This is a genomic window from Enterobacter sp. MGH 38 (assembly GCF_000492855.1).
GTDB classification, from domain to species: Bacteria; Pseudomonadota; Gammaproteobacteria; order Enterobacterales; family Enterobacteriaceae; genus Enterobacter; species Enterobacter hormaechei_C.
The window spans coordinates 2116815-2130360 of record NZ_KI535608.1 but is presented as its reverse complement, the minus strand read 5'-3'; the positions used below and the strand labels follow the sequence as shown (position 1 = coordinate 2130360).

General features: G+C 56.8%; 13 protein-coding genes. 6 read left to right on the top strand and 7 right to left on the bottom strand.

Annotated features, from left to right (window positions below; genetic code table 11):
* Positions 1 to 31: 31 nt before the first annotated feature.
* Complete coding sequence (locus L384_RS01565) at positions 32 to 1018, bottom strand: CobW family GTP-binding protein (protein ID WP_003859361.1); 987 nt, start codon at positions 1016 to 1018, stop codon at positions 32 to 34.
* 123 nt (positions 1019 to 1141) lie between these two features.
* Positions 1142 to 2608 carry a mannitol dehydrogenase family protein gene (locus L384_RS01570; RefSeq protein ID WP_023324975.1) on the bottom strand — a complete coding sequence of 489 codons (1467 nt, stop codon included), beginning with the start codon at positions 2606 to 2608 and terminating at the stop codon, positions 1142 to 1144.
* Positions 2609 to 2813: 205 nt separating this feature from the next.
* Here L384_RS01570 and uxuA point away from each other — a divergent pair, with 205 nt between their 5' ends.
* Positions 2814 to 4004 carry a mannonate dehydratase gene (gene uxuA, locus L384_RS01575; protein WP_023324974.1) on the top strand — a complete coding sequence of 397 codons (1191 nt, stop codon included), beginning with the start codon at positions 2814 to 2816 and terminating at the stop codon, positions 4002 to 4004.
* A 116-nt stretch (positions 4005 to 4120) separates the two neighbouring features.
* Here the strand turns inward: uxuA and yeiP are convergent, their stop codons facing one another.
* Positions 4121 to 4693 carry an elongation factor P-like protein YeiP gene (yeiP, locus tag L384_RS01580; RefSeq protein ID WP_003859355.1) on the bottom strand — a complete coding sequence of 191 codons (573 nt, stop codon included), beginning with the start codon at positions 4691 to 4693 and terminating at the stop codon, positions 4121 to 4123.
* 164 nt (positions 4694 to 4857) lie between these two features.
* On the opposite strand from yeiP, the gene L384_RS01585 reads away from it, so the two are divergent.
* Complete coding sequence (locus L384_RS01585; protein WP_023324973.1) at positions 4858 to 5112, top strand: zinc/iron-chelating domain-containing protein; 255 nt, start codon at positions 4858 to 4860, stop codon at positions 5110 to 5112.
* Here L384_RS01585 and setB read toward each other — a convergent pair.
* Both setB and L384_RS22590 read right to left on the bottom strand, forming a co-directional pair.
* On the bottom strand, positions 5109 to 6290 hold the full coding sequence (setB, locus tag L384_RS01590) for a sugar efflux transporter SetB (protein ID WP_032609703.1): 1182 nt from the start codon (positions 6288 to 6290) through the stop codon (positions 5109 to 5111). The genes L384_RS01585 and setB overlap by 4 nt on opposite strands.
* Positions 6291 to 6393: 103 nt before the next feature.
* The gene (locus L384_RS22590; RefSeq protein WP_136129487.1) at positions 6394 to 6573 is read right to left on the bottom strand and encodes a hypothetical protein; all 180 of its coding nucleotides are present in this window, start codon (positions 6571 to 6573) and stop codon (positions 6394 to 6396) included.
* A 75-nt stretch (positions 6574 to 6648) separates the two neighbouring features.
* Between L384_RS22590 and fruB the strand changes: the two genes are divergently transcribed.
* The 3 genes from fruB to fruA are packed head-to-tail and all read left to right on the top strand — an operon-like array spanning position 6649 to position 10419.
* On the top strand, positions 6649 to 7779 hold the full coding sequence (gene fruB / locus L384_RS01595; protein WP_003859349.1) for a fused PTS fructose transporter subunit IIA/HPr protein: 1131 nt from the start codon (positions 6649 to 6651) through the stop codon (positions 7777 to 7779).
* Positions 7779 to 8717 carry a 1-phosphofructokinase gene (fruK, locus tag L384_RS01600; protein WP_006811313.1) on the top strand — a complete coding sequence of 313 codons (939 nt, stop codon included), beginning with the start codon at positions 7779 to 7781 and terminating at the stop codon, positions 8715 to 8717. Before fruB ends, fruK begins: the two co-directional genes overlap by 1 nt.
* 16 nt (positions 8718 to 8733) lie before the next feature.
* A complete protein-coding gene (gene fruA / locus L384_RS01605; RefSeq protein WP_003859344.1) occupies positions 8734 to 10419 on the top strand; it encodes a PTS fructose transporter subunit IIBC in 1686 nt (561 codons plus the stop codon).
* A 46-nt stretch (positions 10420 to 10465) separates the two neighbouring features.
* Here the strand turns inward: fruA and nfo are convergent, their stop codons facing one another.
* Positions 10466 to 11323, bottom strand: a complete 858-nt coding sequence (gene nfo / locus L384_RS01610) for a deoxyribonuclease IV (RefSeq protein WP_003859342.1) — start codon at positions 11321 to 11323, stop codon at positions 10466 to 10468.
* 64 nt (positions 11324 to 11387) lie between these two features.
* Entirely contained in the window at positions 11388 to 12434 is a 1047-nt protein-coding gene (locus L384_RS01615; protein WP_003859339.1) for a YeiH family protein, read from the bottom strand.
* Between the two features lie 97 nt (positions 12435 to 12531).
* Between L384_RS01615 and yieE the strand changes: the two genes are divergently transcribed.
* On the top strand, positions 12532 to 13398 hold the full coding sequence (yieE, locus tag L384_RS01620) for a DNA-binding transcriptional regulator YeiE (protein ID WP_003859337.1): 867 nt from the start codon (positions 12532 to 12534) through the stop codon (positions 13396 to 13398).
* The last annotated feature ends 148 nt before the right edge of the window (positions 13399 to 13546 follow it).

The following is a 13546-nucleotide window of genomic DNA, read 5'->3' as shown; positions in this document are numbered from 1 at the left end:
TCTTCAGCAATGTGTGAAATCAGGGGCAACGTTAGCCGCCCAAACTTAAACGAAGCTTCAACAGGCTTGACTGGAGAGCATTCCAGTCGGTATTAACCGCACTAATTAACTCTATCCGGCTGTCGGGTGGCGCGACATTCTGGGTTTCAATAAAGAAATCCTCGCCCTGACGGTTAATGCGCACCAGACCATCCGGAGTGCGCATGATCCCTTTTACCCGCTCAACCGGCGCCAGTCTCGCCCATTCCAGTATACCAATGGTGTCGAAAACCGTATCGGCATCGAAGATCCACCCGCAGGCCTGGTGCCCCTGACCGCTGTTCAAATTTCGACGCCAGCGCTGATGTTCCGGCAGGCTCAGTGCAGCCAGGCCTTGCTTCGCGCCGTGGCTATGCGAATGCTCTGCGCTGGCAGGCAGTTGCGTCTGGTTGAGGCGGGGAAGATCGAGCAGGGCGCCATCAATGTTGCCCTGGGTGGTCTGCACGTATTGACGTCCACCGCCAGCCTGCTGCCACCAGGACTCGAACGCGGCCTGACTCTCAGCCGTCGCGCGATCGGATTTATTCGCCACGATAATATCTGCCGAGGCGAGCTGGTCGCGGAAATTGTCGTTGTTGATCGTTTTTTCATCCAGCAGCTGGCGGGGGTCTAACAGGCAAAGCGTCGCACGCAGCTCAAGCCACGGCTCGTATACCGGGGCGGTCAGTAAATCAAGGATTTGCTTAGGATGACCCAGCCCGGTAGGCTCAATCAGCAGACGGTCAGGCTTGCCCTGACGCAGCAGCGTATTCAGCCCGACCTGCATCGGCAGACCATTCACGCAGCACATACACCCGCCCGGGATCTCTTTCACCATCGCGCCGCTGTCGGCGAGCAACGCGCCGTCGATGCCGACTTCGCCAAATTCGTTGACCAGCACGGCCCACTTTTCCGCCGGATCTTTATTGGCCAGCAAATGTAGAATGGACGTAGTTTTACCGCTGCCGAGAAAACCGGTGATCAGGTTGGTTTTGGTCACGTGCGCTCCGATAAATAATTGTGATGTAGTAGCAACTACCTATCATCCTGACGAAAAAATCGGGCATTGAGAAGAGGAAGGGCGAACGGAGCGTAAAACCGTTCGCCTTAAACGCAATAATCGCTAAATTTTTAACGTTTCGATAACGGCCTGACGCGCGCCGAGGCGGGTGATGCGCCGGTACGCCCCGGCTATCGCGTCGACAAAGACAGGGTTTTGCGGCAGGTCGTCGCCAAAAATTTCTTTCAGCGTCAGCAGGGCGTTAACGCGTTCTGCGTCGCTGCTGGTGGCGACAATGGCCTGAAACTTGTCGCTCAGCGGATCGCGGACGTCAATGGCGTTGCCCTGTTCGTCCGTACCGCTGACGTAGCGCATCCAGCCCGCCACCCCCAGCGCCAGTAATGGCCAGGCGGTGTTACGCTCAAGATGCATGCGGATCCCATCCAGCATGCGCTGAGGCAGCTTCTGGCTGCCGTCCATGGCGATTTGCCATGTACGATGCTGAAGGGCCGGGTTGGCGAAGCGGTTAAGCAGGCTGTCAGCATAGGCTGTCAGATCAACGTTGGTGATGCGCAGCGTAGGGGCCTGCTCATTCAGCATCAGCCTGCGGGCAGCCTCGCGGAAACTGTCGTCCTGCATACATTCATTTATGTGCGCGTAGCCAGCAAGGTAGCCCAGATACGCGAGGAAGGAGTGGCTGCCGTTCAGCATCCGAAGCTTCATCTGCTCCCAGGGCAGGACATCCTCAACCATCTGTACGCCTGCAACCTCCCACTCCGGACGTCCGGCGACAAAGTTATCTTCCACTACCCACTGAATGAACGGTTCACAGCTGATGGCGCAGGGATCTTCAACGCCAAGTTCCTGGGTGATTTCCGCGAGTGAGGCGTCGGTGGCGGCGGGCACGATTCGGTCGACCATGGTGCCAGGGAAGCTCACGTGCGCCTCGATCCATGCGGCCAGCTCTGCGGAACGCTTTCCGGCCATGCCGAGAACGGCATTTTTCACCACGTGGCCGTTGTCGGGAATATTGTCGCAGGAGAGCACGGTAAACGCCGGCAGGCCACGCTCGCGGCGGCGATGAAGCGCTTCGACCAGAATACCCGGTGCGGAATGTGGTTCAGACGGATGCTCGAGATCGTGCAGGATACGGCTGTTCTGCATATCCAGTTTTCCCGTCGCCGGATCGATGCAGTAGCCTTTTTCGGTAATGGTGAGGGAGACAATTGCCACCTGTGGTTCGCAGAACTTCTCAATAATGGCTGCCAGCGAGTCGAGTTTGGCGTTCAGGCACTCTTTTACTGCACCGATAATAATGGGCTGATTGCCTTCGGCACCTTTCTCCAGAACGGTAAACAGATGATCCTGCGCCCGGAGCTGGCGCATAAGGACATCGCCGCTAAAGAGGCTAATCTCACAAATTCCCCAGTCGCCTCCTCTGGCATTCAGTACCCGGTTTGTTAACAACGCCTGATGCGCCCGGTGGAACGCGCCAAAACCGAAATGGACGATGCGGGAGCGTAACTGCTCGCGATCGTAGCGGGGCTGCTGGACATGAGCAGGAAGCGCGGTGGAGGCAATAGTCTTCATGTAGTACACACCTGATTAACCATTAATTAACAATGCCAGTGTAAAGTTATATGACAACAAATTAAATTGGTAAGCCGTAAATATCCCTGTTATGTGAGTTTGATCAATCAATGTCACGCGCTGTATTGACCACTTCGATTAAACATGTATGGTAGTCGTCATTGAGGTAACACGTATTGGTATAACAACTTGAGAGGGTGGGGCAATGGAACAAACCTGGCGTTGGTACGGGCCGAACGATCCGGTTTCTCTTGATGATGTGCGTCAGGCTGGCGCAACGGGTGTGGTCACGGCGCTGCATCATATTCCGAACGGTCAGGTGTGGCCGGTGGAGGAAATCCAAAAGCGTCAGGCTCAGCTGGCAGAGAAGGGGTTAACCTGGTCTGTTGTGGAAAGTATTCCGGTTCACGAAGATATCAAAACCCACTCCGGTGAGTGTGATACCTGGATTGCGAATTATCAGCAGAGCATTCGTAACCTGGCAGCCTGCGGTATTGATACCGTCTGCTACAACTTTATGCCGATTCTGGACTGGACGCGTACCGACCTGGAATATGTAATGGCCGATGGTTCGAAGGCGCTGCGTTTCGATCAAATCGCTTTTGCGGCTTTCGAGCTGCACATTCTGAAGCGTCCGGGTGCGGAAGCAGACTACACCGCCGAAGAGCAGCAGCAGGCGCTGGCGTGGTTCAATGCCGCCAGTGAAGCGGACATTGAGAAGCTGGTTCGCAATATCATCGCGGGCCTGCCGGGGGCGGAAGAGGGCTATACCCTCGATCAGTTCCGCGCGCGCCTGGCGGAATATGGCGATATCGATAAAAACCAGCTGCGTGAAAACATGGCGCGCTTCCTGCGCGCTATCGTGCCGGTGGCAGAAGAAGTCGGCGTGCGGCTGGCGGTTCATCCGGACGATCCACCGCGTCCTATCCTCGGCCTGCCGCGTATTGTGTCTACGATTGAAGATATGCAGTGGCTAAAAGAGACGGTGGATAGCATCTACAACGGCTTTACCATGTGTACGGGCTCGTATGGGGTGCGGGCGGATAACGATCTGGTGCGGATGATCGAAACCTTCGGCGATCGCATTCATTTCACCCACCTGCGTGCAACCTGCCGTGAAGAGAATCCAAAAACCTTCCACGAAGCAGCCCATCTTGGCGGCGACGTGAACATGGTTGCGGTGGTGGATGCCATTCTCTCTGAAGAGGTTCGTCGTAAGCAGGCAGGAGATGTTCGTCCTATCCCGTTCCGTCCGGATCACGGGCACCAGATGCTGGACGATCTGCGCAAGAAAACGAATCCAGGGTATTCGGCGATTGGCCGTCTGAAAGGGATGGCGGAAGTGCGCGGTATCGAGCTGGCGCTGAAAATGACGAAGTATCCTGAACTTCTTTAAGTCTCATTGCCCGGTGGCGCTACGCTTACCGGGCCTACGAAAAACCGGCTCTGAGGCCGGTTTTTGTGTTTTTGTAGGCCGGGTAAGGCGTAGCCGCCACCCGGCAAATGCCACAATCAGTCAGCACGACCCATATAGCGTTTTTCTTCGATATGGATACGGATTTTCTCGCCCGCCGACAGGTACTCTGGCACCTGTACGACCAGACCGGTAGTCAGGGTAGCCGGTTTGTTACGCGCACTTGCAGACGCGCCTTTGATGCCCGGTGCCGTTTCAACAATTTCCAGATCAACGGTCTGCGGCAGTTCCAGCGCCAGCAGCACGCCATCCCAGGTCAGCACCTGCATGTCCGGCATCCCACCTTCAGGAATAAACAGCAGCTCTTCTTCGATCTGATCTTTGGTGAAGATATACGGGGTGTAATCTTCTTTATCCATGAACACGTATTCGTTGCCGTCAATGTAGGAAAAATCAACGTAGCGACGGGTCAGGGTTACGGTATCGACGATATCGTCGCCTTTAAAACGTTCTTCCACTTTCAGGCCGGTGCGGACATCGGAGAAACGCATTTTGTACAGCGTTGCTGCGCCACGGGCGCTGGGTGCCTGAATGTCGATATCTTTCACAATCAGCAGTTTGCCGTTGTAATTCAGTACCATACCTTTCTTAATTTCGTTCGCTCTTGGCATTGCAGTAATCCTGTTTACGGGAGGTAAAAAATATCGCGCCAAATTACTCGCGCGCGGCCTTTCAGGCAAGCGGAATTCGTGGGTTTTGCTATCAATACATAAAAGGTGTTACTGTGCGCGCAATGCCCGACTGCGCGGGTATCAGCCACCAACAGAGGGCATGTATGGATTGTCGTTCCGACTGTGGCGCGTGCTGTACCGCACCGTCCATCTCAAGCCCCATTCCAGGCATGCCGGCGGGCAAGCCTGCCAATACCCGCTGCGTTCAGCTCTCTGACACTAACCTGTGCATGATCTTTGGCTCGCCTTTACGCCCGAAGGTGTGCTCCGGGCTCCAGCCAACCGCCGAAATGTGCGGCAGTACGCGCCAGCAGGCCATCACTTATCTGCTTGAGCTGGAAGCGCTCACCGCGCCTTAAACGTCTTTGATTCGCGTCAGGCAGCTCAGCGTCATGACGCACATCACCAGCGCAATCCAGAACACCGTATGATAGTTCCAGATTTCAGCCACAACGCCCGCCAGTGAGCCTGCAATAATCCAGCCCACGCGGGTGGTATTCGTATAAAGGGTGGTGGCAGAGCCTGCCTGACCCGGCATCAGGTCCTGAAAGTAGAGCATGCCGATACCGGCCAGAATACCGATGTAAATGGCGTTCAGCAGCTGTAAAGCCAGAAGCAGGGCTGGCGTATGAACCGTCAGCATACCGACATAAAACAGCAGCCCGGCTACGGCGGCGACGCGCATCAAAAAGCGCTTGCCGAAGCGCTTCGCGTAATAACCCGCAATCAGCATGGTGGGGATCTCAAGCCCCGCGGCGGTTCCCATCATGATCCCGGCCAGCTTCTCCGGCAGATGCAGCTCATCAATAATAAACAGCGGCATATTAATGATATAGAGGCTGTTCGTTCCCCACATCAGCGTACAGATAATGAATAACAGCAGTGCGTCGCGGCGGTTGCGTCGCGGAGCTTCCAGCGTACCAGTCGCCACTTTCGGCTCTTTACGCATGGAGGGCAGGAAGAACCAGACCATCGCGCCGCATACCACGAAGGCCACGGCTGCGCTGAGGTACATCACCGTAAAGCCAAAACCCATCGCCAGCGCGTAGGCAAGCGGGGGGCCAATCACCCACGCCAGCGACACCTGCGCGCGCAGTATCGAGCTGAACATCACCGCTTCCCGCCCGGTGTGGTCGGCATGCTCGCGGGCAAGGGCGAACATCTGCGGGTTGGCGGTCGAGCCGAAGCTGCTCAGGAAGACGCCCACGAACAGCAGAATGAAGTAGTTACGGTTCCAGGCAAACAGCAGGCAGGCAAATACCCCGAGCAGGCAGCAAAAAACGATCAGGCTTTTGCGATCGCCTTTGCGGTCTGAACGACCGGCAAGAAACTGGCTGACAAAAATGCCAATGATGGCGCTCCCGGTAAAGAAGAAGCCAACCATCGCCGGGCGGGCGTGGACTTCGTTGGTCAGAAAGAGGCTCAGCGTAGGCGTTTGTAACGCACCGGCAATACCGGTGAGGAAAGCAACGATCAAAAACGCCGTTGACGTCAAATCAAAGGGCTTTGGTGAGGCGGCAGCGGGGGTGTTATGCATGTTCAGTCTTTGCGAGTAACAGAGAGAGGCGGAGTTTACGCCGCCCGTCATTAAATAAACAGAGGGTAAAGTCAAGATTGCTACAAAAAATCAAAATGGCATTTCACTTTCGCGCCGCCTCGCTGAAGCGTGCTGAACCTGTTTGCTGAACATCAACAAAATCCCCTGAACTGAAGAAGAAATGTGCTGCACTTCTAAATTCTGCAACAAGAAATGTAACTTTTCTTGCAACCTTTTGTAGAAAAGACAAGACTTCTTGAAACGTTTCAGCGCTATCTTGCATGTCCTGAAGAAGCAGGTTAGCGCCTATTTTCTCAGTTAAGCTGAAACGATTCAATTTCAGCAGGAGAGGAGAATCATGTTCCAGTTATCTGTTCAGGATATTCACCCGGGCGAACAGGCCGGGAATAAAGAAGAGGCTATTCGCCAGGTCGCCGCTGCGCTCGTGCAGGCTGGCAACGTGGCTGACGGCTACGTCAACGGCATGCTGGCGCGTGAACAGCAGACCTCCACCTTCCTCGGTAACGGTATTGCAATTCCGCACGGCACCACGGACACCCGCGATCAGGTGCTGAAAACCGGTGTGCAGGTCTTCCAGTTCCCGCAGGGCGTGCTGTGGGGCGAGGGTCAGGTGGCTTATGTGGCGATCGGCATCGCGGCCAGCGGTGACGAACACCTGGGCCTGCTGCGTCAGCTGACGCACGTGCTGAGTGATGATGCCGTCGCGGAACAGCTTAAATCCGCCACCACTGCTGAAGAACTGCGTGCCCTGCTGATGGGCGAAAAACAGAGCGAAGCGCTGAAGCTGGATAATGAAACCCTGACGCTGGACGTCGTTGCGTCCGATCTGGTAACGCTCCAGGCGCTGAATGCGGCTCGCCTGAAAGAGGTCGGTGCGGCGGATACCGCTTTTGTGACGCGCGCAATCAATGATAAGCCATTAAACCTGGGGCAGGGCATCTGGCTGAACGACAGCGCTGAAGGTAACCTGCGCAGCGCTATCGCGGTCAGCCGTGCTGCGGTTGCCTTTGAGACCGACGGCGAACGCGCCGCGATGCTGGTAACGGTTGCCATGACTGACGATCAGCCGGTTTCCGTGCTGAAGCGTCTGGGCGATCTGCTGCTGAACAATAAAGCTGAAAAACTGCTGAACGCAGACGCGGCGACGGTGCTGGCTCTGCTGACCAGCGACGATGCGCTGACGGATGACCTGCTGAGCGCAGAGTACGTGGTGCGTAACGAACATGGCCTGCATGCCCGTCCGGGCACCATGCTGGTGAATACCATTAAACAATTTGAAAGTGAGATCACCGTGACCAATCTGGACGGTTCGGGTAAACCAGCCAACGGGCGCAGCCTGATGAAAGTTGTCGCGCTGGGCGTGAAGAAAGGCCATCGTCTGCGCTTTACCGCGCAGGGTGCGGATGCTGAACAGGCGCTGAAAGCGATTGGCGACGCCATCGCGGCCGGTCTGGGGGAGGGCGCATAATGAGCAGACGTGTTGCGACCATTACGCTGAACCCGGCTTACGATCTGGTGGGCTTCTGCCCGGAAATTGAGCGTGGCGAAGTTAACCTGGTGCGGACGACCGGCCTGCATGCCGCAGGAAAAGGGATTAACGTGGCGAAGGTGCTGAAAGATCTCGGCATCGACGTCACCGTTGGCGGTTTCCTCGGTAAAGACAACCAGGACGGTTTTCAGCAGCTGTTCAGCGAGTTGGGCATCGCCAACCGTTTTCAGGTTGTGCAGGGCCGTACCCGCATTAACGTTAAGCTGACCGAGAAAGACGGTGAAGTGACCGATCTGAACTTCTCCGGCTTCGAAGTGACCCCGGCTGACTGGGAGCGCTTTGTTGCCGATTCCCTGAGCTGGCTGGGCCAGTTTGACATGGTGTGCGTCAGCGGCAGTCTGCCCTCCGGCGTCAGCCCGGAAGCGTTCACCGACTGGATGACGCGCCTGCGCAGCCAGTGCCCGTGCATTATTTTCGACAGCAGCCGCGACGCGCTGGTCGCCGGTCTGAAAGCCTCTCCGTGGCTGGTTAAGCCTAATCGCCGCGAACTGGAGATCTGGGCGGGCCGTAAGCTGCCAGAATTAAAGGATGTGATTGACGCTGCCCATGCGCTGCGCGAGCAGGGTATCGCTCACGTGGTGATTTCGCTGGGTGCAGAAGGTGCCCTGTGGGTTAACGCCTCCGGGGAATGGATTGCCAAACCGCCTTCAATGGAGGTGGTCAGCACCGTGGGTGCCGGGGATTCGATGGTTGGCGGTCTGATCTACGGTCTGCTGATGCGCGAATCCAGTGAACATACCTTACGTCTTGCTACCGCCGTTGCGGCCCTGGCCGTGAGCCAGAGCAATGTCGGTATTACCGATCGTACCCAGTTAGCCGCGATGATGGCGCGCGTTGACTTAAAACCTTTTAACTAACAGCAGGAGAGGAATAATGAAAACGCTGCTGATCATTGACTCCGGTCTCGGACAGGCTCGTGCCTATATGGCGAAGACCCTGCTGGGCGCGGCGGCACAAAAAGCGCACCTGGATATCATTGATAACCCGGGTGATGCTGAAATGGCGATTGTTCTGGGCGACAAAATCCCCGCTGACAGCGCCCTGAACGGCAAAAAAGTGTGGCTGGGTGATATTAATCGCGCGGTGGCACATCCTGAACTGTTTCTGAGCGAAGCAAAAGGTCATGCGACGGTTTACAGCGCACCTGTTGAGGCGGCGCCGGTTGCCGCCGTTGGGCCGAAACGCATTGTTGCGGTAACGGCCTGCCCGACAGGTGTGGCGCACACCTTTATGGCGGCTGAAGCCATTGAAACCGAAGCGAAAAAACGTGGCTGGTGGGTGAAGGTTGAAACTCGCGGCTCTGTTGGCGCGGGCAATGCCATCACGCCTGAAGAGGTGGCGGAAGCCGATCTGGTGATTGTGGCGGCGGATATCGAAGTGGATCTGGCGAAGTTTGCCGGCAAGCCGATGTACCGTACCTCTACCGGCCTGGCGCTGAAGAAGACCGCGCAGGAGTTTGATAAGGCGCTGGCAGAAGCCAAACCGTATCAGGCAACCGGTGCGGCTAAAACTGCGACTGAAGGGAAAAAAGAGTCTGCGGGTGCGTATCGTCACCTGCTGACCGGCGTGTCCTACATGCTGCCGATGGTGGTGGCGGGCGGCCTGTGTATTGCGCTCTCCTTCGCCTTTGGTATCGAGGCGTTTAAAGAGCCGGGCACGCTGGCGGCCGCGTTGATGCAGATTGGCGGCGGCTCCGCGTTTGCGCTGATGGTGCCAGTGCTGGCGGGCTTTATCGCCTTCTCCATTGCTGACCGTCCGGGTCTGACGCCGGGTCTTATCGGCGGTATGCTGGCCGTGAGCACCGGTTCTGGCTTTATCGGCGGTATCATTGCCGGTTTCCTCGCCGGTTATGTGGCGAAGCTGATCAGCTCGAAGCTGAAGCTGCCGCAGAGCATGGAAGCGCTGAAGCCTATCCTGATCATCCCGCTGATTTCCAGCCTGGTGGTCGGTCTGGCGATGATTTACCTGATCGGTAAGCCGGTCGCGGGCATTCTGGAAGGTCTGACCCACTGGCTGCAAACCATGGGGACGGCGAACGCGGTGCTGCTGGGCGCAATCCTCGGCGGTATGATGTGTACCGACATGGGTGGTCCGGTGAACAAAGCGGCATATGCGTTTGGCGTTGGCCTGCTGAGTACCCAGACCTACGCGCCGATGGCGGCGATCATGGCGGCAGGTATGGTGCCACCGCTGGCGCTTGGCCTGGCGACGATCATTGCCCGTCGTAAGTTCGATAAAGCGCAGCAGGAAGGCGGTAAAGCTGCGCTGGTGCTGGGCCTGTGCTTCATCACCGAAGGCGCAATTCCGTTTGCGGCGCGCGATCCAATGCGTGTTCTGCCGTGCTGTATCGTGGGTGGTGCGGTGACGGGGGCTATCTCCATGGCCGTAGGTGCGAAACTGATGGCGCCGCACGGCGGTCTGTTTGTCCTGCTGATCCCTGGCGCCATCACGCCGGTGCTGGGTTATCTGCTGGCGATTGTTGCCGGTACGCTGGTGGCGGGCCTCTCTTACGCGGTGCTGAAACGTCCGGAAGCGGAAGTTGTGGCGAAAGCAGCGTAAGCGGTAAGCAATAAAAAAGCCGGGTGCTAATGCAACCCGGCTTTTTTTATGCCGCTTGTTCAGCGGTTTGCTGTGCCTTCAGCCAGGCAATCTCTTCTGCCCAGATGTCCGGATTGATGGTTTCCAGCACCATCGGAATACCGTCGAAGCGAGCGTCCTGCATGATAAAGCGGAACGCATCGTGGCCGATGTTGCCTTCGCCCAGGCTGTGATGGCGGTCAACGCGGCTACCAAAGGCGCTTTTCGCATCGTTTAAGTGCATACCGCGAAGATATTTAAAACCAACAATACGCTCGAACTCCTCGAAGGTATTTTTTGTGGCCTCGGTTGTGCGCAGGTCATAACCGGCCGCAAACGCGTGGCAGGTATCAATGCACACGCCCACGCGGGATTTGTCTTCCACGCCGTCGATGATCGCCGCCAGATGCTCAAACTTAAAGCCGAGGTTGCTGCCCTGACCGGCGGTATTCTCAATCACCGCCGTCACGCCCTGGGTTTTATCCAGCGTCATGTTAATTGACTCGGCGATGCGCGCCAGACAGGCGTCTTCGTCGATTTGCATCAGATGGCTGCCGGGATGGAAATTCAGCAGCGTTAGCCCCAGTTGCTCACAGCGCTGAACCTCATCCAAGAACGCTTCGCGGGATTTTTCCAGCGCCTCGGCAACCGGGTGACCGAGGTTAATGAGGTAGCTGTCATGGGGAAGGATCTGGCCAGGCCCGTAGCCGTATTTCTCGCAGGCGGCTTTGAAGTCATCAATCACTTCCGCGGTGAGGGGAGCTGCGCGCCACTGGCGCTGGTTTTTGGTGAACAGGGCGAAAGCGGTCGCCTCGATTTCGGCGGCGCGAATGGCGGCATTCGCAAGGCCACCGGCAGCGCTGACGTGCGCTCCAACATATTTCATAAAAAGACTCCTGTTAACCCGAAATGCCTATGATAACGGGTTAACAGGAGAAGGACGAGATGGTTTATGCCAACAGGCTGTGTACCGCAAGGTTAATCGCACCGCCGCCAACTATCAGCCAGATGAACAGCACCAGCGCCATCAGCAGCGGTTTCGCCCCGGCTTTTTTCAGCGCGCTGACGTGCGTGGTGATGCCCAGCGCCGCCATTGCCATCGCCAGCAGGACCGTATCCAGCGTGACCAGCATATCCACCATCGCTTTTGGCAGCAGGTGGAAAGAGTTGAAGACAGCGACCACGATGAACAGGATCGCAAACCACGGAATGGTGATTTTGCTTTTCTCGCTGCCGCCTGCCGGAGCAAGCTGTTTAACCCGCGCCGCGAGGAAAATCAGGAACGGGGCCAGCATCATTACGCGCAGCATTTTGGCGATGACCGCCGCGTTTTCCGCTTCCGGGTTAATGGCGTGACCTGCCGCCACCACCTGCGCCACTTCGTGCATGGTTGAGCCGATATAAATGCCGTAGGTTTCCGGACTAAACCAGTGCGCCACCAGCGGATACATGGCCGGATACAGGAAGATCGCCAGCGTACCGAAGATAACTACCGTCGCGACGGCAACCGTGACTTTACTGGCTTCGGCTTTAACGACGGGTTCTGTTGCCAGTACCGCCGCCGCGCCGCAGATGCTGCTACCCGCACCGATCAGCCAGCTGGTCTGTTTGTCCAGCCCAAAGATCTTCTGGCCGATAAAGCACGCCAGTAAAAAGGTGCTCGAAAGGGTCAGGACGTCAATGGCAATCCCGCTGACACCCACATCCGCAATCTGCGAAAAGGTGAGACGGAAGCCATAAAGGATGATCCCGAGACGTAATAAATGCTGCTTGGCGAAAATCACGCCGCCGTCGCAGGATTTCCAGATGTGCGGGTAAACGGTGTTCCCGACCACCATGCCGAGCAGAATGGCCAGCGTCAGGGCGCTGAACCCTGCACCGGCAACCGCCGGTATACTGCCGCCCCATAAGGCCACGCCGGTAACCACGGCGCTGAGCGCGAGACCCGGCACGAAGTGCCACACTGTACGATGATGTTGTAAGGTGATTTCTGACATAACCTTCTCCTTTGTCTGGCTAAAGGTTACGGCGCTCTGGCTTAAAAATAAAATTGATTATATATTTATAATCAATCTTTATAAGTGGTAAGCAACCATGCACATTACATTGCGTCAGCTGGAAGTTTTTGCCGAGGTGCTGAAAAGCGGCTCGACAACCCAGGCGTCACAAATGCTGGCGCTCTCGCAGTCCGCCGTTAGCGCGGCCTTGACCGATCTTGAAGGGCAACTGGGCGTCCAGCTTTTCGACAGGGTAGGGAAGCGGCTGGTGGTGAACGAACATGGCCGCCTGCTGTATCCGCGTGCCCTGGCTTTACTGGAGCAGGCGACGGAGATTGAACAGCTGTTCCGCGAGGACAACGGCGCTATTCGCGTCTACGCCAGCAGCACGATCGGTAACTACATCCTGCCGGAAGTGATTGCCCGCTACCGCCGGGATTTTCCGACCCTGCCGCTGGAGATGAGCGTCGGCAACAGCCAGGACGTGATCAACGCGGTGATTGATTTCCGCGTGGACATCGGGCTTATCGAAGGGCCGTGCCACAACGTGGATATCATTGCGGAGCCCTGGCTGGAGGATGAGCTGGTGGTGTTTGCCTCTCCGGCCTCTTCTTTACTCCAGGGCGAGGTCACGCTGGAGCGGCTGGCGCAAGCGCAGTGGATCCTGCGAGAGCAGGGCTCCGGCACGCGTGAGATTGTCGATTATCTGCTGCTGTCCCATCTACCGCAGTTCCAGTTAGGGATGGAATTAGGTAACTCCGAGGCCATTAAGCATGCCGTACGCCATGGTCTGGGCATTAGCTGTCTTTCCCGACGGGTGATTGCCGAACAGCTGGAAACCGGCTCACTGGTTGAGATCCCCGTTCCGCTGCCGAAGCTGGTGCGCACGCTGTGGTGCATCCATCATCGTCAGAAACACCTTTCCAGCTCGCTCCAGCGTTTTCTGCGCTACTGCGAGATGTAAAAGCGCCCCTCACCCTGGCCCTCTCCCCAAAGGGGAGAGGGAAAAATTATGCTTTACTTATAATCCTGGCCGAATCATGAAGCTCTCTTATAACTGAGTATTTCTGCCGGAAGCAACGCAGATCGTCTGCTACAATCGCGCCTCATTT

Bases quoted from the DNA above. Each gene is read 5' to 3' on its own strand.
- L384_RS01570 (WP_023324975.1), bottom strand. From the start codon at position 2,608: ATGAAGACTATTGCCTCCACCGCGCTTCCTGCTCATGTCCAGCAGCCC.
- uxuA (WP_023324974.1), top strand. From the start codon at position 2,814: ATGGAACAAACCTGGCGTTGGTACGGGCCGAACGATCCGGTTTCTCTT.
- yeiP (WP_003859355.1), bottom strand. From the start codon at position 4,693: ATGCCAAGAGCGAACGAAATTAAGAAAGGTATGGTACTGAATTACAAC.
- L384_RS01585 (WP_023324973.1), top strand. From the start codon at position 4,858: ATGGATTGTCGTTCCGACTGTGGCGCGTGCTGTACCGCACCGTCCATC.
- setB (WP_032609703.1), bottom strand. From the start codon at position 6,290: ATGCATAACACCCCCGCTGCCGCCTCACCAAAGCCCTTTGATTTGACG.
- L384_RS22590 (WP_136129487.1), bottom strand. From the start codon at position 6,573: ATGCAAGATAGCGCTGAAACGTTTCAAGAAGTCTTGTCTTTTCTACAA.
- fruB (WP_003859349.1), top strand. From the start codon at position 6,649: ATGTTCCAGTTATCTGTTCAGGATATTCACCCGGGCGAACAGGCCGGG.
- fruK (WP_006811313.1), top strand. From the start codon at position 7,779: ATGAGCAGACGTGTTGCGACCATTACGCTGAACCCGGCTTACGATCTG.
- fruA (WP_003859344.1), top strand. From the start codon at position 8,734: ATGAAAACGCTGCTGATCATTGACTCCGGTCTCGGACAGGCTCGTGCC.
- nfo (WP_003859342.1), bottom strand. From the start codon at position 11,323: ATGAAATATGTTGGAGCGCACGTCAGCGCTGCCGGTGGCCTTGCGAAT.
- L384_RS01615 (WP_003859339.1), bottom strand. From the start codon at position 12,434: ATGTCAGAAATCACCTTACAACATCATCGTACAGTGTGGCACTTCGTG.
- yieE (WP_003859337.1), top strand. From the start codon at position 12,532: ATGCACATTACATTGCGTCAGCTGGAAGTTTTTGCCGAGGTGCTGAAA.